The sequence below is a fragment of the Pseudomonas sp. NFX98 genome (genome assembly GCF_047784845.1).
Taxonomy (GTDB): domain Bacteria; phylum Pseudomonadota; class Gammaproteobacteria; order Pseudomonadales; family Pseudomonadaceae; genus Aquipseudomonas.
Genome location: NZ_JBLNNF010000014.1, coordinates 186071 through 207966, shown reverse-complemented (window position 1 = coordinate 207966; position 21896 = coordinate 186071). Strand labels below are relative to the sequence as shown.

Below are 21896 nucleotides of genomic sequence, written 5' to 3'. Positions count from 1 at the left end.
CCCAAGCAGATCATTTGTGCGGCGATGCGAAAGCTGCTGCACTTCGTTTACGGCGTACTCAAGTCGGGCCAGCCCTACGACCCGAAACTTGCGCTTGCCCGGTGAGGTTCAAGACGGTATCTACAGGTGTACACAAACCTTGTAGGAGCTGCCGAAGGCTGCGATCTTTTGCTTTTAGCGGTTACGCAAACCTTCCAGCAACTTGTGCGTCGGATAACCATCCGCCGGCCAGCCAAACGACTGCTGTGCACTACGGATCGCCTTGCGCGTATTTGCACCGATGATGCCGTCCGCAGTGCCCGCGTCGTAGTTCTGGGCGCTCAGCAGGTTTTGCAGTTCGATCCGCTCGGTGCGGCTCAGCGGCAGGTCATCTTTTGGCCACGTGCCACTGATCAGCCCCGCGCCATTGAAGCGCTCGGACAACAGGCTCACTCCCAAGGCATAGGACGACGAGTTGTTGTACTTGAGAATCGCACGGAAGTTATCGAGGACCAGGAAGGCCGGGCCTCGATAGCCTGCCGGCAACAGCAGCGCCGCGGACAATTGCTCTGAGCCTGCCGGAACCTGGCCACCGTTTGGCAGCGTAACTCCCAGTTGCCGCCACTCGGCGACACTCTTGCGAATCGTGCCATCGGCCAGCACGTAATTGAAGCCGCTCGGAAGCTGGACTTCAAAGCCCCATGGTTGACCTCTCTGCCAGCCAGAGCTCTGCAGGTAATGCGCGGTCGAGGCCAGCGCGTCAGCCGAACTGCCCCAGATATCGCGACGGCCGTCGCCATCGAAATCCACGGCGTGGGTGTTGTAGGTGGTCGGTATGAACTGGGTCTGGCCCATGGCGCCGGCCCACGAACCGAGCATTTTCTCGGGTTCGATATCCCCCTGTTGCAGGATTTGCAGTGCGGCGATCAATTGCGCGTGGGCAAATCCTGGGCGGCGGCCTTCGTAGGCCAGGGTTGCCAGAGAATTGATCACCGACTTGCTGCCCTGGAACTGACCGAAGTTACTCTCCATGCCCCACACGGCAACCAGCGCCTGACGATCGACGCCATAACGCTGTTCGATGCTTTGCAGAACGCCGGCATATTGCTCGACCAGTGCCTGGCCTTTGCGAACCCGCAGCGGTGACAGGGCGCCATCGAGGTATTCCCACACCGGTTTTGCGAATTCCGGCTGGCTGCGATCGGCACGAATCACACTGGGGTCGAAGCTGACATTGGCGAAAGCGCGATCGAACAGATCGGCGCGGATACCAGCGGCAAGGGCATCCTTGCGGAAACCCGCCTGCCATTCGGCGAAGGTCTGGGTTGGCTGGATATCGAGATTTTCACCGTTTGGAACCACAGGCGGAATGACCGCTGGGGCGGTGGCGACGGGGAAGGATTGAAGCGGCTGGGCGTCGGCGGCGGTGGGTTTTTCCGCGCAGGCGACTAGCAAAACGAGGCTGGAGGCAGCAATCAATTGGCGCAGGTGCCAACGACGGGAAAGACAAAAGGGCATGCACGGGTCCAGGAAATACGGATCAGGTACAGACCTTAACATGTTGAGCGGATGCTTGCCTTTCAGGCCGCCAGAAAGTAAGAAGCCTCCCAGCTATCAGACTGGAAGGCTTCGCGGCGGTAGCTGCCTTTGCCCTTGCCGGCTCGTTCCTGACGGCTGCGGAACAGTGGCTGGGCGATGATGGATTTGGCCTTGTTGGGGCCGTGTTTGGACGGCTTTTTGCTCATGGTGATATCTCTCGATTGAGTGGGTTTTGCGGGGGCAATAATCTGCCGAAGTCGGGGTTCTGTCTATAGGGCGGATGGATGCGGGTTTTGTAGGAAGGAAGATCAAAAGATCGCAGCCTGCGGCAACTCCTACATAAGAAAGCGATCTCTTGTAGGAGCTGCCGCAGGCTGCGATCTTTGATTTATTCGGCAGGCAACGACAATCTCTGGCCAGCCATCAACAACGTCAATCGACTCAAGCTCATCCACGGCGAACCGGCAGACTGGCCTTTGATCTGCGCGTCGATACGTTGTGCTTCGAGCAGCAACTGCGCCCAGCGTTGCGCCGAGTAGCGTTGCAGGGCCTTGCTCATCAGTGGTTTGCGCTTGTCCCAAACCGGTGGTTTGGCCTGGCTGAAGGCCTTGTCCAGCGGCGTGCCCTGACTGTATTGCAGGGAAATATTGGCCAACAGACGCAGCTCCCGGGCCAACGCCCAGAGTATCACCGGTGGCTCGACGCCTTCACCGCGCAGCCCTTCGAGCATGCGTAGTGCGTGGGCGGCTTCGCCGTTGAGAATTGCATCGGTCAACCCGAAGACATCGAAGCGCGCACTGTCGGCCACCGCAGCCTGCACGGTTTCGACGGTGATCTGACCGCCCTCGGCCATCAGTTTGAGCTTTTCGATTTCCTGGGCGGCGGCCAGCAGGTTGCCTTCGACTCGCGCAGCGATCAGCTCGACGGCGTCCTGACTTGCAGAAAGCCCGGCCTGGGACAGACGCTGGCGGATCCAGCTCGGCAGTTGGTTGGCATCCACCGGCCAGATCTGCACGAACTGAGTCTGTTGGCCTTCGACCAGCGCCTTGCCCCATTTGGTTTTCTGCGCACTGCCATCGAGCTTCGGCAGGCTGATCAGCAATAGGGTGTCTTCGGCCGGTCGCGAGCAGTATTCGATGAGGGCTGCAGCACCTTTGTCACCCGGCTTGCCGGAGGGCAGGCGCAGTTCCAGAAGACGCTTTTCGGCGAACAGCGACATGCTGGCACCGGCTTGCAGCAACGTGCCCCAGTCGAAACTGGCATCGGCGGCGAAGACCTGGCGTTCGTCGAAACCCTGCTGACGAGCGGCGGTGCGGATTGCGTCAGCGGCTTCCTGACACAGCAAAGGGTCATCGCCGCTGATCACATAGACCGGCGCGAGGGCACCTTGCAGGTGTTTGGCGAGTTGGGCGGGAGCGAGCTTCATAGGAGAGGGCGAACGGGGCGCCTGAGCGCCCCGTAAGTCTTACTGCTGCGGCAGTTCGATAGGCGACTGACGCGGGGTTTCCGCTTCAGCCTTCTGTGCAGCTTCAAGAGCTGCTGCCTCTGCCTTGGCCTTCGCTTCGGCAGTCTGTTGCAGCTGGGCAAGCTGGGTCGGCGTGAGTTGCTGCAGGCGCAGCATCATGCGTTGCACCAGTTCGCGACGCATGTCCTTGCGTGCATCGTTGGCTTCCTGGTCGGAGCCCGCGAGGTTGTTGCCATCGTGGATGAAGACTTTTTGTACTTCGAGCTTGTCGTCGATCAGCGACAGGTTGCCCTGGCTGAGGATGTTGTAGCTGAGCACTGTGTTCAACTGATACTCACCGGTCCGACCCGCGCCCGCGTAGCTGAGGATGCGCTGGCTTTCCTGCTCATCGGTCAGCACCAGTTTGTAGGGTGCACCGGTGTAGATCTTGACGCCGCTGCTATCGAGCACCTGACGCAGTTGGGTCACGGTTTCGCCATAGGCGTTGCGTGCACTGAGGTCCAGTTCCTTGATCGCCAGTTCATTGGTGCCGGTGCCGCGCAGCTGGAAACCGCAGGCGCTCAGTAGAACCGCGAGGCCCATTACCAGCAAATTGCGTTTGATCATTGTGTTGCTCCCCTTGAAACCATGTGGGCCGATCATGCGGCCCGAAAGGTTTTACTTGGCGCCAGGCGAACCTGACGCCCGATCCAATTAGCTGGCGACGATGTTGACCAGTTTCCCAGGCACCACGATCACTTTACGAATAGTCAGGCCATCGACGAAGCGCAACACGTTTTCGTTGGCACGTGCGGCGGCTTCGACTTCTTCGCGTGTCGCGCTGGCCGGCATTTCGATCTGGCCGCGCAGCTTGCCGTTGACCTGGATGACCAGCGTCAGGCTGTCCTGCACCAGCGCGCTGTCGTCTTGCACCGGCCAACCGGCGTCGATCACCGCATCAGCGTGGCCCAGTTGGTTCCACAGCTCATGGCTGATGTGCGGCGTGATCGGAGCCAGCAGCAGGGTCACGGTTTCCAGACCTTCGTGAATCAGTGCGCGATCCTGTTCGGTGGCTTGCGCGGCTTTTTCCAGCACGTTCATCAGCGTCATCACCTGGGCGATGGCGGTGTTGAATTTGTGGTTCTGGCCGACGTCCTGGCTGGCCTGCTTGATGGCCAGGTGGATCGAGCGACGAACAGCTTTTTGTTCGTCATTCAGGCTGGCGACGTCCAGTTTGCCCGGCAGGCCTTGAGTGACATGGGCCTGAGCCAGGCGCCAGACTCGCTTGAGGAAGCGGTGCGAACCTTCAACGCCGGAGTCGGACCATTCCGCGCTCATGTCAGGTGGCGAGGCGAACATCATGAACAGGCGGCAGGTGTCTGCGCCGAACTGGTCAATCATCGACTGTGGGTCGACGCCGTTATTCTTGGACTTGGCCATCTTCTCGGTGCCGCCGATTTCCACCGGCAAACCGTCGGATTTCAGTTTGGCGCTGATGACCTTGGCTTTGCTGTCACGCTCAAGCTCGACGTCCGCCGGGTTGAACCAGGTGTAGGCGCCATTGGCTTCGCGACGATAGTAAGTTTCGGCGATCACCATGCCTTGGGTCAGCAGGTTCTTGAACGGCTCGTTGGAACTCACCAGGCCTTCGTCGCGCATCAGCTTGTGGAAGAAGCGCGCGTAGAGCAGGTGAAGAATCGCGTGTTCGATACCGCCGATGTACTGATCCACCGGCAACCAGTGGTCGGCCGCCGATTTTTCCACCAGGCCGCCTTCATACTGAGGGGAGGCGTAACGGGCGTAATACCAGGAAGACTCGACGAAGGTGTCCATGGTGTCGGTTTCACGCTTGGCAGGCTGGCCGCATTTCGGGCAGCTGCACTCGTAGAACTCGGGCATGCGCGCCAGTGGCGAACCGGCGCCGTCCGGCACCACGTCTTCCGGCAGCACGACCGGCAGTTGATCTTCCGGCACCGGCACGTCACCGCAGGTGGTGCAGTGGATGATCGGGATCGGGCAGCCCCAGTAACGCTGGCGGCTGATGCCCCAGTCACGCAGACGGAACTGGGTACGCGAGGCGCCCAGTTCTTTCTTGATCAGTGCGACTTCGATGGCGTCGAAGGCGCCGGCAAAGTCGAGACCGTCGAACTCGCCGGAATTGATCAGCGTGCCGTGCTCGCCGTAGGCGTCTTGCCATGGCGACGGGTTAGTGTCACCGGAGCTGGTGCGCACCACGGATTTGATCGGCAGGTTGTACTTGTGGGCGAATTCGAAATCGCGCTCGTCGTGAGCCGGCACCGCCATCACCGCGCCGTCGCCGTAGTGCATCAGCACATAGTTGGCGACCCAGACCGGCAGTTTTTCGCCCGTCAGCGGGTGCTCGACGAACAGGCCGGTCGGCACACCTTTTTTCTCTTGAGTGGCGACGTCGGCTTCAGCCACGCTGCCACCTTTGCATTCAGCGATGAACGCTTGCAGCTCAGGGTTGTTCTGCGCGGCCAGGGTAGCCAGATGGTGTTCAGCGGCTACGGCGACGTAAGTCGCGCCCATCAGGGTGTCCGGACGGGTGGTGAAGACTTTCAGTGTGCCGGTTTCGCCGATGGAGTCGACGTTGTACGGGAACTGCACTTCCATGCCGCGGGATTTGCCGATCCAGTTGCGCTGCATGGTCTTGACCTGTTCAGGCCAGCCCGGCAATTCGTCGAGACTCTCCAGCAGCTCATCCGCGTAGGCGGTGATCTTGAAGTAGTACATCGGGATTTCGCGCTTTTCGATCAGCGCGCCGGAACGCCAGCCGCGACCGTCGATCACCTGTTCGTTGGCCAGAACGGTCTGGTCGATCGGGTCCCAGTTCACGGTGCCGCTTTTCTTGTAGATCACACCTTTTTCGAACAGGCGAGTGAACAGCCATTGTTCCCAGCGGTAGTAATCAGGCTTGCAGGTGGTCACTTCGCGCGACCAGTCCACCGCCAGGCCCAGGCTGCGCAGCTGGGTTTTCATGTAGGCGATGTTTTCGTAGGTCCATTTGGCGGGCGCTACGTTGTTCTTCATCGCGGCATTTTCCGCCGGCATGCCGAAGGCGTCCCAACCCATGGGTTGCAGGACGTTCTTGCCTTGCATGCGCTGGTAGCGGGAGATCACGTCGCCGATGGTGTAGTTGCGCACGTGCCCCATGTGTAGCTTGCCGCTGGGGTAAGGGAACATCGACAGGCAGTAGTAAGTCTCCTTGCCTGGCTGTTCACTGACTTCAAAGGACTTTTGCTCGTCCCAGAACGACTGGGCGGCGGCTTCGATTTCACGGGGCTGATATTGTTCGTGCATGGCTACTTTTGAACTGAATAGGGGTGGCCTAATCCTCTTCAATGCAACGCTGGACGATGAATGCGCCAATTCGGCGTTTCGGTGCCCAGTCGAGCTGGAAGTGGAGTTACAGGAAGCGCCGTAGCATACATGACCGCACTCTACCGAGGGAAACCCTGATTACTGCCGCGCGTCTCGCGAAAACCGCTGCGAGGGCCGTTGGTCGCGGCGTCCAGCCGGTTTGTTCATGGAAGCTAAGCTCTAACTGGGGAGTAGGTCTTATCTTCCAATGAGGTGAGGGATGGTTGATTCACAGCAAAAAGCTACAAAACCGGAGCTGTACGAAAGACTGATCGATCGTCTGGGCATGGCCCTGGAAGCGGCAAAAACCGCTGGCCGGCTGCGCGATGAACGTCCGCTGGAGCTGGAATTGCGTGGCCTGAGCCCCGCAGAGTTTGCCCTGGTCAAGGCGTATCTGGATCGCAGTGAACGTGAGACACACGGATGCTTGTCCGAAGCAGTGAAGCAACTCGACGCACCACGTTCAGCCAAGATTATCTGGCTCAAGGACAAGGTCCCCGGCAGAGACGCGGTAAAGGTCCGGTCTATGCAGTTCAAGTAAGGGCACAGAGCCATGCTCCATGATTTTTTGAAGCATAGTCCTTCCGTATTTATTGTCGCACTGCGTCAAACCACTTAGGCTTCGGGCATCTCAGGGAGATGCTCGATGCCTTTTCGTTATTTCGTAAAACACCTTTTGATGCCGCCTGGCATTCTTATCCTGTTGCTGATACTTGCGTGGTGGTGGCGCCGCTCAAGACCGCGGCTTGCCGGTCTGTGCTTTGCCTTGGGGCTGGGCGGATTGTGGCTGATGAGCCTGCCGGTCGTGGTGCAATGGAGCGCCGGTTTGGTCGAGCGTGAACCGCCGCTGGCCCGCGAGGAATGGTCAACCCTGGGGCAGCGTGCCGATGCAATCGTGGTGCTGGGATCGGGGCGTGAGCAGGGTGATGTGGCCTGGAATGTCGACCAGCCCACGGGTGTCGGATTGGAGCGCCAACGCTACGCGGCGCGCCTGGCCAAGGCTTCCGGCTTGCCGGTGCTGACCAGCGGCGGGCTGCATTACGGCGCCCCACCAAGTGAAGCGCAGATCATGGCGGATTCCTTGCGCGACGATTTCGGCGTGACAGTGCGTTGGCAGGAGGATCAGAGTCGTACGACCTGGGAAAACGCGCAATTGACGGCCAAGGTATTGCTGCCCGAAGGCATCAAGCGTGTTGTGGTCGTCACGCAAGCCGCGAACATGCCGCGAGCGGTCTGGAGTTTCAGAAAGGCCGGATTTGAGGTGGTGTCGGCACCGGTGGGCTTCCTGGGTGTTGCCAATGCCGAGCCACTGGGCGGATGGATGCCGGAGTTCAAGGCGATCTGGCGCAGCGGGCAGCTGATGAACGAGGTGGTGGGGCAGATCGGGTATTCGCTTTTCTACCGCTGAAATCGACAAGATCGCAGCCTCGTTTCACTCGACAGCTCCTACAGAGCACGTAATTCCCTGTAGGAGCTGTCGAGTGAAACGAGGCTGCGATCTTTTATGCAATCACCGCGATGTTCAAACGGTTTTCGCCATCCGGCTCGCAACCAGCGCCCAGCCAAACAACAGCACGCAAACAATGATCAGCGGCCACGAGCGCCATTGCAGATACGGCGTCAGGTTGTGCATCGGCACGACTTCGCCGTACAGGATGCCCCGCTCGAATTGCGGAATCTGTTCGGTGATCTGGCCAAACGGGTTGATCAGGCCGGTCACGCCATTGTTGGTGGCACGGATCATCCAGCGACCCGCTTCCAATGCGCGCATCTGTGCCATCTGCAAATGTTGCAGCGGACCGATTGAAGTACCGAACCAGGTGTCATTGCTGATGGTCAGCAACAGATCGCTTTGCGCGGCCAGGCCGGCGGCGAACTCCGGATACACCACTTCGTAGCAGATGAACGGCGCGATCTGGTAACCCTTCGCCTGCAACATGGCCTGGTCGGCCGGGCCGCGGGCGAAGTCCGACATCGGCAAGTCAAAGAATGCGATCAGCCCGCGCAGCACATCCTGCAGCGGCACGTATTCACCGAACGGCACGAGTTTCTGCTTGAGATAGGTGCCATCGCCTTCGCCGACCACGGTAATGCCGTTGAAGAAGCGTTTCTCATGACGGACGACTTCGCGAATCGGCACGCCGGTAATCAGTGCCGAGCCCCGTTCAGCGGCGAATTTGCCCATCATGTCCAGGTAGCCCTGTGCGGACTCCTTTAGCACCGGTACCGCGGTTTCCGGCCAGATCAGCAGGTCGGCGCGCCTGGAGCTGAGACTCATGTCGCGATACAGCGCCAGTTGGGCGTTGAGCTGCGCCGGGTCCCATTTCATGCTTTGTTCGATATTGCCCTGAATCGCCGCGACACTCAGTGGCGCACCCGACGGGCTGGTCCAGGCGTGATGCTTGAGTGCCATACCGGATACCCACGGGCCGACCAGCAGCAGGGCGCCGACCGCGATGAAAGCTTTACGGCCGGTACGAACCAGGCGCATGCCGTTGTAGATCAACGCTGCGGTCAGGGCCAGGGTAAAGGAAATCAGCCACATGCCACCGACGGGGGCAAGCCCGGTCAATGGGCCGTCGAGTTGGCTGTAGCCGGAATAAAGCCACGGGAAACCGGTGAGAAACCAGCCCCGGAACGCTTCCTGGCCAACCCACAACGCGGCGAATGCCAAGGCATCGGCCAGCGGTGCTTCGTTGCGCCGTAGCCAGCGCGCCCAGATCCAGGCGGGTAGGGCGAAGAACCAGGCAATCGCTGCCGTGAAAATCAGCATCAGGAAACCGGCCAGCAACACCGATGCGCCACCGAAGTGGTGAATGCTGTAGTAGATCCAGCTGGTGCCGGCGCCAAACAGGCCGAAACCGAAGCACCAGCCACGGCCCAGCGCCTGGCGAGGATTCAGCTCACGCAGCCCGGCATAAAACAGCCCGACCGCCAGCAAGGCCAGCGGCCAGATATCGAACGGCGCCAGGGCCAGTGTGGTGATTGCACCGGCCGCCACGGCCAGCAGGTTACCGGGCCAGCCGGGGCGGGTTGTCCAGCGCATTTCAATCCTTAAATTTTTACCGGGCGATAGGCGTCAAACGTAGCAAATGAATGCGACGGCTGTCGGCATTCAGGATGCGGAAGCGATAGGCGCCGATTTCAGTGATTTCGTTGCGTTTTGGCAAGTGCCCGAATGCGCTCATCACCAGACCGCCGACGGTGTCGAACTCGTCGTCGGAGAATTCGCTGTCGAAGAACTCGTTGAAGTTCTCGATCGGCGTCAGGGCCTTGATCAGGAAGTCACCGCTGGGCAGCGGCTTGATATAGCTGTCTTCTTCGACGTCGTGCTCGTCTTCGATGTCGCCGACGATTTGCTCCAGCACGTCTTCAATGGTCACCAGGCCCGCCACGCCGCCGTACTCGTCAATGACGATGGCCATGTGGTTGTGGTTGGCGCGGAACTCGCGCAGCAACACATTCAGGCGCTTGGATTCCGGCACGAAGGTGGCCGGACGCAGCAAATCCTTGATGTTGAAGTTGTCGCCGTTCTCCTTGAGGATCAACGGCAGCAAGTCCTTGGCCAGCAACACGCCCATCACGTCATCGTGGCTTTCGCCGATCACCGGGTAGCGGGAGTGGGCCGAGTCGACCACGGCGGGCAGGAACTCGCGAGGTGTCTGGGTCGCCTTGATGCTGATCATCTGCGAACGCGGGACCATGATGTCCCGCACTTGCAGGTCAGCCACCTGGATGGCGCCTTCGACGATGGCCAGCGCTTCGCTGTCCAGCAGTTTGTTCTGATGTGCATCGCGCAGCAGCTCCAGCAGCTCCTGGCGGTTTTTCGGCTCGTGGGCAAAAGCCTGGGTGAGCTTACCCAGCCATGACTTTTGCCCGTTGCTCGATCGATCTTCGCTCATAGCGATTACTCTGAATCCTTTGTTGTTTCGGTAAGGGATGTTTCGGTTTCGTCGTCCGCGTACGGATCGGGATAGCCCAGCTCTGCAAGCAACGTTCGTTCCAGCGCTTCCATCTCTTCGGCTTCGTCGTCATCTATATGGTCGTAACCCAGCAGATGCAAGCAGCCATGAATCACCAGATGCGCCCAATGGGCCTTGAGTTCCTTGCCTTGTTCGGCGGCCTCGCGCTCGACCACGGCCACGCAGATCACCAGATCGCCCAGCAGCGGGATGTCGAGAAATTCGTCCGGCACATCGGCGGGGAACGACAAGACGTTAGTGGCGTAATCCTTTTGCCGCCAGGTGTGATTGAGCTCGCGGCCTTCGGCTTCGTCGACCAGGCGAATGGTCATTTCGGAGTCGGCGGTGCGCTGGCGCAGGGCCAGTTCGCACCATTGGCGGAACTCGGCTTCGCTGGGGGCGGGCGCTTCGGTCGCGATTTGCAGGTCAAGCTCAAGCATCGCGGCGGGTGTCCTTGGGTGCTTCATCAGCCACACGATTCTCGAAGCGCTCATAGGCCTCGACAATGCGCTGCACCAACGGATGACGCACAACGTCCTTGGGCGCGAAATGGGTAAAGCTGATTCCCGGTACGTCTTTCAGTACTTCGATCACGTGGTGCAACCCGGACTTGGTACCTTTGGGTAGGTCGACCTGGGTGATGTCACCGGTGATGACCGCTGTGGAGCCGAAGCCGATCCGGGTCAGGAACATTTTCATTTGCTCGACGGTGGTGTTCTGGCTTTCGTCGAGAATGATGAAGCTGTTGTTCAGCGTACGGCCGCGCATGTAGGCCAGTGGCGCAACTTCAATGACCTGGCGTTCGATCAGCTTGGCGACGTATTCGAAGCCGAGCATTTCGTACAGGGCGTCGTAGAGCGGGCGCAGGTACGGGTCGATTTTCTGCGACAGGTCGCCGGGCAGGAAGCCGAGTTTTTCACCCGCTTCGACCGCCGGACGCACCAGCAGGATGCGGCGGATTTGCTCGCGTTCCAGCGCGTCTACCGCGCACGCAACGGCCAGATAGGTCTTGCCGGTACCGGCCGGGCCGATGCCGAAATTGATGTCGTTACCGAGGATTTCCTTCACGTAGCGCAGCTGATTCAAGCCGCGAGGGCGAATCATGCCTTTCTTGGTGCGCAGGGCGACGGAGGCTTCGGCGGGCGAGTGGTTGTCCAGCTCTTCGACAGCGGATTCCTGCAGGAACAGGTGAACCGTGTCCGGCGACAGCTCGGTACCCTTGGTTTCCCGGTACAGGCGGCGCAGGAGATTTTCCGCGGAGGTGGTGTGTTTGGGCTCGCCGATCAGTTCGAACTGGTTTCCGCGGTTGCGGATCTCGATGGTCAGGCGCTGTTCGATCAAGCGCAGATGCTCGTCGAATTGCCCGCACAGATTGGCGAAGCGGCGAGCCTCAAAAGGCTCGAGGATGAAACGATGTGGTTCGATGGGTGCGTTCAAGGTCGTATTTAGCCGCCCTGGGGCAATAGTGATGAATCAAGGATAGCGCCAGTGGGCTGGGTGCGAAAGCTCTTAAATGGATCAATCCATTCTCAAGAACAATGCAGTTCACTGTGGGAGCTGGCTTGCCAGCGATGGCGACGTAACTGACGACATCTTTGTCGGACTTGCTGGCCCTATCGCTGGCAAGCCAGCTCCCACAGGGATCTTCGTTGTTATGGGATCAACGAGCCCCGCAGCGAGTGCGGTTGAGCCGCATCGATGTGCACGTCGGCGAACTGCCCGATCAAGGTCGGATTGTCGCAGCGGAAGTTGACGATACGGTTATTCTCGGTCCGGCCTTGCAGCTCGCCGGGGTCCTTTTTCGAATAATCGGTTACCAAAATCCGCTGGATCGAGCCGACCATTTGTCGGCTGATCTCGAAACCTTGCTGGTTCAGGCGATGTTGCAGGGCATTCAGGCGTTCTTTTTTCAGCGCTTCCGGCGTTTCGTCGGCCAGATCGGCGGCTGGTGTGCCCGGACGCTGGCTGTAGACGAACGAATAGGAGAAGTCGAAGCCTACATCCTCGATCAGCTTCATGGTCTGCTCGAAGTCTTTCTCGGTCTCGCCGGGGAAGCCGACGATGAAATCCGAACTGATGCAGATGCCCGGCACGGCGGCCCGCAACTTGCGCAGTTTGGATTTGTATTCCAGCGCCGTGTGGTTGCGCTTCATCGCGGCGAGGATGCGGTCCGAACCCGATTGCACCGGCAAGTGCAGGTGCTTCACCAGCTCAGGCACGTCGGCATGGGCCTGGATCAGGCTGTCGGAGAATTCCAGTGGGTGCGAAGTGGTGTAGCGGATGCGGTCGATGCCGTCGACCGCGGCGACCACGCGGATCAACTCGGCCAGATCGGCCAGGCGTCCGTCATGGGTCGTGCCGCGATAACCGTTGACGTTCTGCCCCAGCAGCGTCACTTCGCGCACGCCGTTTTCGGCCAGATGAATGATCTCGGCAATCACGTCGTCGAACGGGCGGCTGACTTCTTCACCACGGGTGTAGGGCACCACGCAGAACGTGCAGTACTTGCTGCAACCCTCCATCACCGACACATAGGCGCTCGGCCCGTCGATGCGTGGCTCGGGCAGGTGATCGAATTTTTCGATTTCCGGGAACGAGACGTCGACTTGCGGCAACTTGGTGATACGTGCGGCGTCGATCATTTCCGGGAGACGGTGCAAAGTCTGCGGACCGAACACCACGTCGACGTACGGCGCGCGGTCGCGGATGGCCGCGCCTTCCTGGCTGGCCACGCAACCGCCGACGGCGATTACCATGTCCGGGTTGGCCAGTTTCAGTTCGCGCCAGCGGCCGAGCTGCGAATAGACACGGTCCTGGGCACGTTCGCGGATCGAGCAGGTGTTGAGCAGGATCACGTCCGCGTCTTCAGCGCGTGCGGTGACTTCCAGGGCCTGGTGTTCGCCCAGCAGATCGACCATGCGCGAGCTGTCGTACTCGTTCATCTGGCAACCGTGGGTTTCGATGTAAAGCTTCTTGGCCATGGAATAGAGTCATCACGTGATTCAAAGAACCGCGCATTATAGGGAACATGTACCCAGGTTCCTACCGCTGCGCGTCCGATGGCTATGCTATAGTTCGCGCCCTCATTTTTATCCCCCGATGTGTTGCTCGCCCACCATGACCAAACGTGAAGCTCCAATCTACAAGGTGATTTTCCTCAACCAGGGCCAGGTGTTCGAAATGTACGCCAAGCAGATCTATCAAAGTGATCTGTGGGGCTTTCTGGAAGTGGAAGAGTTCGTCTTTGGCGAGCGCACGCAAGTGGTCGTCGACCCGAGCGAAGAGAAGCTCAAGGCTCAGTTCGAAGGCGTTGTGCGCAGTTTCGTGCCGATGCATTCGATCGTGCGCATCGATGAAGTCGAGCGCCTGGGCACGCCGAAAATCAGCGAAGCCCGCGGCGCGGTCGGCAATGTGATGCCGTTTCCGGTGCCGATGCCTGAGAAGTAAGGCTCAAGACCAAGTTGTCCCAATCGCGAGCAAGCTCGCTCCCACATTGGATCTTCCAAATACTGGAGCTCAACTGTGGGAGCGAGCTTGCTCGCGATGGGGACAGTCAATTCAGAGCAGAAATCAGGGAAGCGGCGAGAACGGCGTACGCCCATCGGCGCTCTGCAATTCCATCAGATACTTGCGAAAGATCTGCCCGAGCACCTGAGTGGCGACTTCCAGCTCCTGGCGGGGCATTTTCTCGGTGACTTCGTCGGCGGTATCCAGTGCATCTTCAGCGCCGTTGACCGCCGCCATCTTCAGCAGAATGTAAGCCTGAACGTTATTGGCCGGAACGCCTTCGCCGTGGAAGAACATGGTGCCGAGTTTGAATTGCGCCTGGGCGTGGCCTTGCAACGAGGCTTTTTCGAAGTAGCTCAGGGCTTGATTGAGATCGCGCGGCGCATTTTTGCCTTCGTAGTAGAACTCACCCAACTCGTATTGCGCTTGGGCATCCCCTTCATCCGACGCTTTCTGGCAGGCGGCGAGTGCCTGTGCCAGGTCTTGCGGCTGGGTATTGAGGGTGCAGCGACCCATCGCTGGGATTAACAACGAGTTACCGCCTGCTTGTGCGAGCGCGAGCAGGGGCTGAAGGAGCAACAGGCAGCCCAGTGAAAGGGCGCGGCCGGTGCGGTTCATGGGAATCGACTTACCTCTGAAGGGCGCGCGGACCCATCGAGGGGATCCAATAAGCGCGCATTATGAAATAAGCAGGGCCAACCTTACAAAGTCTTTACTCGTTTTTCTGCTGCGCGGGAAATATATCGCTCACTTTGCGGGCAATTGTTGGCAGGTGAGTCGGAAAAAACGCGGGAGTGTAGGTGAAAGCTGACGCTGGCAATGGCCAACGTCAGCGGTACAGCGTTATTTCAATGCAGCGAATGCGCGCTCGGCGGCATTCAGGGTCAGTTTCAGCTCGGCTTCGCCATGGGCGATCGAGGTGAATCCGGCTTCGAACGCGCTCGGTGCCAGGTACACACCGCCTTCCAGCATCAAGTGGAAGAAGCGGCCGAACAGAGCGGCGTCGCTGGCCATGACATCTTCGAAAGTCACGATGTCATCGGCACCGCTGAAGTACAGACCGAACATACCACCTGCCTGAGTCGTTACAAACGGGATGCCCGCCGCATCGGCGCGCACTTGCAGGCCATCGAGCAGGCGCGTGGTGTAGTCGGTCAGTTCGGCGTGGAAGCCCGGACGGCTGATCAGGCGCAGGGTGGTCAGGCCGGCCGCCATCGCCAGCGGGTTACCCGACAGCGTACCGGCCTGGTAGACCGGGCCCAGCGGTGCGATGCGCTGCATGATGTCGCGTTTGCCGCCGAAGCAGCCGACCGGCATGCCGCCGCCGATGATCTTGCCGAAAGTGGTCAGGTCCGGCGTCACGCCGTAGTGAGCCTGGGCACCACCGAGGGCGACGCGGAAACCGGTCATCACTTCGTCGAAAATCAACACCACGCCGTGCTTGTCGCACAGGGTGCGCAGGCCTTCGAGGAAACCCGGTGCCGGAGGCACGCAGTTCATGTTGCCGGCGACCGGCTCGACGATGATGCAGGCCACGTCCTGGCCGACTTCGGCGAGCATCACTTCAACGGCATCGATGTCGTTGAACGGCAAAGTCAAAGTGTGTTTGGCAAACGCCGCCGGCACACCGGCCGAGCTCGGCACGCCTTGGGTCAGGGCGCCGGAACCGGCCTTGACCAGCAGGCTGTCGGAGTGGCCGTGGTAGCAGCCTTCGAACTTGATGATGCTGTCGCGACCGGTGAAACCACGGGCCAGACGGATCGCGCTCATGGTCGCTTCGGTGCCGGAGCTGACCATGCGCACCATTTCCATCGACGGCACGAGCGAGCAGACCAGATCAGCCATCTGGGTTTCCATCTCGGTCGGCGCGCCGTAGGACAGGCCGTGTTCCAGTTGCTTACGCACTGCGTCCAAGACGTCCGGATGGCTGTGGCCGAGAATCATCGGGCCCCAGGAACCGACGTAATCCACATAACGCTTGTCGTCTTCGTCAGTGACGTAGGCGCCTTCGGCGTGCTTGAAGAACAACGGCGTGCCGCCCACGCTCTTGAACGCGCGGACTGGGGAGTTCACACCACCGGGGATGTGTTTCTGGGCATTGGCAAACAGGGTTTCGGAACGAGACATGATCGGGTTCTCAGATTTTATGCAGCTTAAATGGAAAGCAATTCGTTAAAGGCGCGGGCGCGGCGGGTCACTTCGGCCGTGCTCTCTGCGCCAAACAGGCCATGCACCACGGCCAGCAGATCGACCCCATGGGCCACCAGCGGGGCGGCGTTCTCCAGGGTGATGCCGCCAATCGCGCAGATCGGCAGATGCAATTGCCGGCGGGCCTGGTCGAGCAGTTCGAGGGTGCAGGTCGGCGCGCCGGGCTTGGTGCTGGAATTGAAGAAGCGGCCGAAGGCGACGTAACTGGCGCCTTCTTTTGTGGCTTGTTCAGCCAGTTCGATTTGCGCGTGGCAGGTCGAGCCGATAATCGCTTTGGAACCGAGCAGGGCGCGGGTCGGCGACAGCGGGCCATCGGTCTGACCCAGGTGCACGCCGACGTTCAGGCGTGCCGCCAGCTCGGCGTCGTCATTGATGATCAGCTGGGTCTTGTAGCGTTCGCACAAATCGCGCAGGGCTTCGGCCTCGCGCAGACGACGGGCCTCGTCGCTGCTCTTGTCGCGGTATTGCAGCAGGGTGACGCCGCCTTCCAGCGCCGCCTCCACGTACGAAAGAAATCTACCGGCCAGTAGCTGGCTGTCGGTAATGGCGTACAGGCCACGTAGTTTCATCAGGCAAGCCTCACCGCGTCACGAATTGAAAGTTACGAACAGAAGTCCAGTGGCAGGCGGCGCGGCACGAACTGACCTTTGCCCAATTGCTCGGCATCACGCAGGGTGCGCCACGTGTAGTTAAGTGCAGTCTGTACGGCGCTGGCGAGGTTTTCGCCCTGAGCCAGACGACCGGCCAGCGCGCTGGCCAGGGTGCAGCCGGAACCGTGGTAGCTACCTGGAAGACGCTGGCAGGTGTAGGTTTCGCGCAGGCCATCGCGGCTGTACAGGCGATTGTGGATTTCGGTTTCACTGCCATGGCCGCCGGTGATCAGCAGGTGTTTGACGAACGGCAGGAGTTTTTCAGCGCACTCGTCCGCGGTGCCTTCAGGCAGTTCGGCGAGGATCCGGGCTTCGGGAAGGTTAGGGGTCGCAATGATCGACAGGGGCAGCAGGCGTTCGCGCATGGCGTAGCCGACTTCGTCCTTGCCTAATCGTCCGCCACCGCCGGCGCGCAGCACCGGGTCGCAGACCACTGGCAAATGCGGGTGCGCCGAGAGCAGTTCGACTACAGTGTCGACCATTTCCAGGGAACCGAGCATGCCCAGTTTGACGGCAGCGACTTCGGAGTCGTTGAGCACGGCATTGGCCTGGGCCAACACCCACTCACGGTCGAGGACGCGAAAGTCAGTGACATTGACGGTGTCTTGCACGGTCAGGGCGGTGACGGCCGGAGCCGCATGGCAACCCTGAGCGAGCAGGGCTTCGATATCTGCCTGCAAGCCGGCGCCACCACTTGGGTCGTGGCCGGAGAGACAGAGGACAACGGGGCGAGAGCTGTAGATATTCATGGTGCGCGAGCTTACCACCAAACATCTTTTTTCGGGGGGCGACCCATAAACTCGGAACAGGAAAACAGCCGCGTTTTTTCGGAGTTTTCGCGATCTGACCGACTCAACAGCTCTATCTCAAATATCTTCGCTGGAACGCCCGTTCTAGAGCCTTTGTAAGAAAAATTTCTGTAGTGCTCAATGGCCATCAACGGCTATGCTAGAGTGGATCCAAACCAATAACAGGTAACACCGGTTTTACGTCTACTCAAAAGGAATGGGGGGCTTCCTGACAGGACCGGACAGGCCATGCTGGGGCATAAATGCGCTATTTGCTGATGTTGCTATTGTGTTTGCCCTTGTTGGCGAGCGCCGTCGAATTCGATGAGTTCACTCAAAGCCTCCCCTTGGGCCGATCCCTGCAAGTGTTCGAAGACGCCGGTGGCCAGGCGACCATCGCGGATGTGCGTGCGCAAGCAGCAACCGGTAACTTCAAGCGTCACGATAAAGCCACCCTCAATGCCGGTTACTCGCGTTCAGTGTTCTGGCTGAAGATCGACCTGCAATACCGCCCGACCAACCCGGCTGCGCAACGGACCTGGTTGCTGGAACTGGCCTATCCGCCCCTGGATCACCTCGACCTGTACTTGCCTGATTCGGCCGGCAACTATCAATCGGTTCGCCAGACCGGCGATGCCTTGCCGTTCGCCACTCGCGAGATCCGCCAGAACAACTATCTGTTCAGCCTCGATTTCACCCCCGGCCAAGCGCAAACCGTGTACCTGCGCCTGCAAAGCCAAGGCTCGATCCAGGCGCCGGTGACGTTATGGTCGAGCACCGCGTACCTCGAAGAACAACCCATTCGGCTGTATGTACTGGGCCTGATCTACGGTGTGTTGCTGGGGATGCTGGTCTACAACCTGTTCATTTATCTGAGCGTGCGCGACACCAGTTACCTCTATTACATCTTCTACATCGCCTCGTTCGGTCTGTATCAGTTGTCGGTGAACGGCGCGGCCGTGCAGTACTTCTGGCCGAACAATCCCTGGTGGGCCAATGCGGCGACGCCGTTTTTCATCGGCTGTGCCGGGCTGTTCGGCAGCCAGTTCGCCCGCAGCTTTTTGCAGACGGCTACCCACAGCCGCTGGCTTGATCGCTTGTTGCTGGCGTTGGTGGCGTTCAGTGCATTGGTGGTCGGCCTGTCGCTGATGACCAGCTATGCCTTGGCCTTGCGTCTGGCAACGGCCCTGGCGCTGACCTTCACCGTGGTGATTTTTGCCGCGGGGATATTCGCCTGGCTGCGCGGGCTGCGGGTTGCGCGTTATTTCATCATTGCCTGGTCGGCGTTCTTGCTTGGCGGCATCGTCAATACCCTGATGGTGCTGGGTTATCTGCCGAACGTGTTCCTGACCATGTACTCCAGCCAGATCGGCTCGGCCATCGAAGTGGCGCTGCTGTCGCTGGCGCTGGCCGACCGCATCAACGCCATGCGCGAGCAGCAGGCGCAAACCCTGCTCGACGCCGGGCAAAAACTCGAAGTCCTCAACCAGCAACTGGCGCGCAGTAACCAGCTCAAGGACGAATTCCTCGCGACCCTGACCCATGAATTGCGCACGCCGATGAACGGCGTGATCGGTTCGCTGGAGCTGATGCAAACCGTTGAAATGGACCCGGAGCTTGAGCAGTACCAGCAAACGGCCGCCGGCTCGGCGCGGGACATGATGCGTATGGTTAACGGCATTCTCACGCTGACCGAGTTGCAGGCAGGCAAACTCAAGGCTTCGCCGTCTACTTTCAGTCTGCGCGGCGTGGTCGAGGCGTTGCGCGTGCAGTTCGACGGCAATGCGTCGAGCAAGTCGCTGGACTTCAAGGTCGACGTGGCGCCGGGCGTGCCGGATCGCCTGCACGGCGACAGCGCCAAGTTGGCGCAGTGTCTGGAATGCCTGTTGGATAACGCCATCAAGTTCACCCGGGTCGGTGGCTTGGCGCTGCGGGTGACGGGCAAAACGGTCAATCCCGATCGCCTGGCGTTGTCCTTTGCGGTGATCGACACCGGAATCGGTTTTACCGATCTGGGCGAGGCGACGATGTATCAGCGGTTTTTCCAGCTCGACAGTTCAATGACCCGCGAATACGGCGGACTGGGTGTCGGCCTGGCGATCTGCCGGCAACTGGTGGAATTGCTCGGTGGCCGCCTAACGCACCGCTCCGAGCCTGGGCGTGGCAGTCGCTTCCAGCTCGACGTCGAGTTCGAAGTCCCGGCCGTCGAGGTTCCGTCAGCGCCTTTCATGACCCGGGACTTTCCGCGCCTGCGACTGCCGCAGGATTGCACCGTGCTGCTGGTGGATGACAACAACATCAATCAACTGGTGATGCGCGGCATGTTGCTCAAGCTCGGGTTCCGGGTGCGTACCGCTGACACCGGCAGCGCCGCGCTGGGTTTCCTGCAGCATGAAAGCTTTGACGCGGTATTGCTCGATTGCGATCTGCAGCCGTTGGACGGCGTGTCGGTTTGCTGCCAGATCCGCGCCTTGCCGGGCTGCGCCGAATTGCCGGTGTTCGTGATCGCGTTGGGCGTGGATCGGGAGCGTTGCCCGACCGGCGCGCTGATCGATCATCTGAGTAAACCAGTGAAATTCGAAGACTTGCAGGCGGCACTCTATCGCCGAGTGCTCTGCCCAAAGCAGGGCGAAAGCGCCGACATTTAGGCGTGTATGACACTTTGATCGGTCATGGGGCGGTGCTTAACTGAACTCCCTTGGCTGACCAAAGGAGCCCTGTCATGAACCTGCATCAGTTCGCCGAAACCCACGAAGTCACCAACCAGCCGCCGTCACTGGACGGCGCCAACCTGTATCGCATCGACTTGCCTTTGCAGGAGTGGTCGCGGCGCTTCGGGGCGGGGTGGGCCGAATCGCGGATCGACGCGTACGGCGCACTGGCCGGCGGGCCGTTGATGGAAGCGGGGTTCCTGGCCAACCAGAACAAACCGGTGTTCAGCAGCCATGACCGCTACGGCCATCGCATCGACCTGGTGGAATTTCATCCGGCTTATCACGAACTGATGCGTACGGCGGTCGAGCATGGCCTGACTTCATTGCCATGGGCTCATCCGCAGGACGGCGCCCACGTCGCCCGCGCCTCCATGACTTACCTGCACAGCCAGGCTGAAGCCGGCAGCGGTTGCCCGCTGACCATGACCTTTGCCAGTGTCCCTGCGATGCGCCTGCAACCGGACCTGGCGGAAAAATGGCTGCCGAAAATCCTCGCCACTGAATACGACCCGCGCAATGTCGGCATGGCCCACAAGGCCGGGGTCACCATTGGCATGGCCATGACCGAGAAACAGGGCGGCACCGATGTTCGCGCCAACACCACCAAGGCGTATCCGGTGGGCGCCAGCGGTCCGGGTCAGGCTTACGAACTGATCGGGCACAAGTGGTTCTGTTCGGCGCCGATGTGCGATGCCTTCCTGACCCTGGCGCAGACCGACAAGGGTCTGACTTGTTTCCTGCTGCCGCGCCATCGCCCGGATGACACGCGCAATCAGTTCTACATCCAGCGTTTGAAGAACAAACTCGGCAACTGCTCCAACGCGTCCAGCGAAGTGGAGTTCCGGGGCGCGCTGGCGTGGATGGTCGGCGAGGAGGGGCGTGGCGTTCCGACCATCATCGAAATGGTCGCCATGACTCGCTTCGATTGTATGGTCGGTTCCAGTTCCCTGATGCGTCAGGCGCTGACCCAGGCCAGCCATCACTGCGCTCACCGCTCGGTCGGCGGCAAGTTGCTCAGTGAACAGCCATTGATGCAAAACGTGCTGGCGGATCTGGCGCTGGAAAGCGAAGCCGCGCTGGCGTTGAGCCTGCGCATGGGCCGGGCGCTGGATCATCTGGACGATTCGCAGGAAGCGAAATTCGCCCGGCTGGTGACGGCGGTGGGCAAATACTGGATCTGCAAACGCGCGCCGGCCATGATCAACGAAGCCGCCGAATGCATGGGCGGCGCGGGTTATGTCGAGGACAGCATCCTGCCGCGTCTGTACCGCGAAGCGCCGGTCAATTCGACGTGGGAAGGTTCCGGCAACGTGCAATGCCTCGACGTACTGCGGGCCTTGTCGAAAGAGCCGGGTGTGCTGGATGCGTTGTTCAGCGAGTTGGGTGATGGGCATGGTGACAAGCGCCTGGCTGCGCATATCCATCAATTGCAGGCGGCGTTCAAGGACACCAGCGACATTCAGTATCGCGCGCGGCAATTGACTGAAGACATTGCGCTTGGATTGCAGGCCAAGCTGTTGCTGGAGGCGGGGAATTCGGTGGTCAGTGATGCGTTTATCGCCAGCCGTCTGAATGGCGGTGGTCGGGTTTACGGTGCTTTGCCGCGAGGGTTGGATGTGGAAGCCATTGTCGCTCGTTCTACCCCGTTGCTGTGAGCGACACAACACCCTGTGGGAGCGGGCTTGCCCGCGATTGCGATCTAACATTCAACATCAATGTTGCCT

General features: G+C 60.2%; 19 protein-coding genes and 1 pseudogene. 6 read left to right on the top strand and 14 right to left on the bottom strand.

Annotated elements, in window-relative coordinates:
• Positions 1–105: pseudogene (locus ACM110_RS19930) on the top strand (IS110 family transposase); the annotation flags it as partial.
• 69 nt (positions 106–174) lie between these two features.
• On the opposite strand, the gene ACM110_RS19925 reads toward ACM110_RS19930, so the two are convergent.
• The 5 genes from ACM110_RS19925 to leuS form a co-directional block, all read right to left on the bottom strand.
• Positions 175–1497 (bottom strand): lytic murein transglycosylase, encoded by a 1323-nt coding sequence (locus ACM110_RS19925; protein WP_416129107.1) that lies wholly within the window; start codon positions 1495–1497, stop codon positions 175–177.
• 62 nt (positions 1498–1559) lie between these two features.
• Positions 1560–1724 carry an alternative ribosome rescue factor ArfA gene (arfA, locus tag ACM110_RS19920; protein WP_003237016.1) on the bottom strand — a complete coding sequence of 55 codons (165 nt, stop codon included), beginning with the start codon at positions 1722–1724 and terminating at the stop codon, positions 1560–1562.
• A gap of 182 nt (positions 1725–1906) precedes the next feature.
• On the bottom strand, positions 1907–2944 hold the full coding sequence (gene holA / locus ACM110_RS19915; RefSeq protein ID WP_416129106.1) for a DNA polymerase III subunit delta: 1038 nt from the start codon (positions 2942–2944) through the stop codon (positions 1907–1909).
• Between the two features lie 39 nt (positions 2945–2983).
• On the bottom strand, positions 2984–3589 hold the full coding sequence (gene lptE / locus ACM110_RS19910; RefSeq protein ID WP_416129105.1) for an LPS assembly lipoprotein LptE: 606 nt from the start codon (positions 3587–3589) through the stop codon (positions 2984–2986).
• 87 nt (positions 3590–3676) lie between these two features.
• A complete protein-coding gene (gene leuS, locus ACM110_RS19905) occupies positions 3677–6283 on the bottom strand; it encodes a leucine--tRNA ligase (protein ID WP_416129104.1) in 2607 nt (868 codons plus the stop codon).
• A 280-nt stretch (positions 6284–6563) separates the two neighbouring features.
• Here leuS and ACM110_RS19900 point away from each other — a divergent pair, with 280 nt between their 5' ends.
• Both ACM110_RS19900 and ACM110_RS19895 read left to right on the top strand, forming a co-directional pair.
• Positions 6564–6884: a hypothetical protein gene (locus tag ACM110_RS19900; protein ID WP_416129103.1), complete on the top strand. Its 321-nt coding sequence runs from the start codon at positions 6564–6566 to the stop codon at positions 6882–6884.
• Positions 6885–6989: 105 nt separating this feature from the next.
• Positions 6990–7751 carry a YdcF family protein gene (locus ACM110_RS19895; protein ID WP_416129102.1) on the top strand — a complete coding sequence of 254 codons (762 nt, stop codon included), beginning with the start codon at positions 6990–6992 and terminating at the stop codon, positions 7749–7751.
• A gap of 114 nt (positions 7752–7865) precedes the next feature.
• On the opposite strand, the gene lnt is transcribed toward ACM110_RS19895, so the two are convergent.
• From lnt to miaB, 5 genes are all read right to left on the bottom strand, one after another.
• Entirely contained in the window at positions 7866–9389 is a 1524-nt protein-coding gene (lnt, locus tag ACM110_RS19890; protein WP_416129101.1) for an apolipoprotein N-acyltransferase, read from the bottom strand.
• 16 nt (positions 9390–9405) lie between these two features.
• On the bottom strand, positions 9406–10245 hold the full coding sequence (locus ACM110_RS19885; protein ID WP_338583281.1) for an HlyC/CorC family transporter: 840 nt from the start codon (positions 10243–10245) through the stop codon (positions 9406–9408).
• 5 nt (positions 10246–10250) lie between these two features.
• Positions 10251–10745, bottom strand: a complete 495-nt coding sequence (gene ybeY / locus ACM110_RS19880; protein ID WP_416129100.1) for an rRNA maturation RNase YbeY — start codon at positions 10743–10745, stop codon at positions 10251–10253.
• The gene (locus ACM110_RS19875; protein ID WP_416129099.1) at positions 10738–11742 is read right to left on the bottom strand and encodes a PhoH family protein; all 1005 of its coding nucleotides are present in this window, start codon (positions 11740–11742) and stop codon (positions 10738–10740) included. The genes ybeY and ACM110_RS19875 overlap by 8 nt, the downstream gene beginning before the upstream one ends.
• Positions 11743–11957: 215 nt before the next feature.
• On the bottom strand, positions 11958–13286 hold the full coding sequence (gene miaB, locus ACM110_RS19870; RefSeq protein WP_416129098.1) for a tRNA (N6-isopentenyl adenosine(37)-C2)-methylthiotransferase MiaB: 1329 nt from the start codon (positions 13284–13286) through the stop codon (positions 11958–11960).
• Positions 13287–13422: 136 nt separating this feature from the next.
• Between miaB and ACM110_RS19865 the strand changes: the two genes are divergently transcribed.
• Positions 13423–13752, top strand: a complete 330-nt coding sequence (locus tag ACM110_RS19865) for a DUF1820 family protein (RefSeq protein ID WP_077045543.1) — start codon at positions 13423–13425, stop codon at positions 13750–13752.
• Between the two features lie 123 nt (positions 13753–13875).
• Here ACM110_RS19865 and ACM110_RS19860 read toward each other — a convergent pair whose 3' ends face one another.
• The 4 genes from ACM110_RS19860 to ACM110_RS19845 all read right to left on the bottom strand — a co-directional run bounded on the left by ACM110_RS19860 (position 13876) and on the right by ACM110_RS19845 (position 17419).
• Complete coding sequence (locus ACM110_RS19860; protein WP_338583276.1) at positions 13876–14430, bottom strand: tetratricopeptide repeat protein; 555 nt, start codon at positions 14428–14430, stop codon at positions 13876–13878.
• Positions 14431–14655: 225 nt separating this feature from the next.
• Complete coding sequence (gene hemL / locus ACM110_RS19855) at positions 14656–15939, bottom strand: glutamate-1-semialdehyde 2,1-aminomutase (RefSeq protein ID WP_416129097.1); 1284 nt, start codon at positions 15937–15939, stop codon at positions 14656–14658.
• A gap of 26 nt (positions 15940–15965) precedes the next feature.
• On the bottom strand, positions 15966–16589 hold the full coding sequence (gene thiE / locus ACM110_RS19850; RefSeq protein WP_416129096.1) for a thiamine phosphate synthase: 624 nt from the start codon (positions 16587–16589) through the stop codon (positions 15966–15968).
• A gap of 32 nt (positions 16590–16621) precedes the next feature.
• Entirely contained in the window at positions 16622–17419 is a 798-nt protein-coding gene (locus ACM110_RS19845; RefSeq protein ID WP_416129095.1) for a hydroxymethylpyrimidine/phosphomethylpyrimidine kinase, read from the bottom strand.
• 302 nt (positions 17420–17721) lie between these two features.
• Between ACM110_RS19845 and ACM110_RS19840 the strand changes: the two genes are divergently transcribed.
• Both ACM110_RS19840 and ACM110_RS19835 read left to right on the top strand, forming a co-directional pair.
• Positions 17722–20106, top strand: coding sequence for a 7TM diverse intracellular signaling domain-containing protein (locus tag ACM110_RS19840; protein ID WP_416129094.1), 2385 nt, complete (start codon positions 17722–17724; stop codon positions 20104–20106).
• A gap of 74 nt (positions 20107–20180) precedes the next feature.
• Complete coding sequence (locus ACM110_RS19835; protein ID WP_416129093.1) at positions 20181–21827, top strand: acyl-CoA dehydrogenase family protein; 1647 nt, start codon at positions 20181–20183, stop codon at positions 21825–21827.
• The last annotated feature ends 69 nt before the right edge of the window (positions 21828–21896 follow it).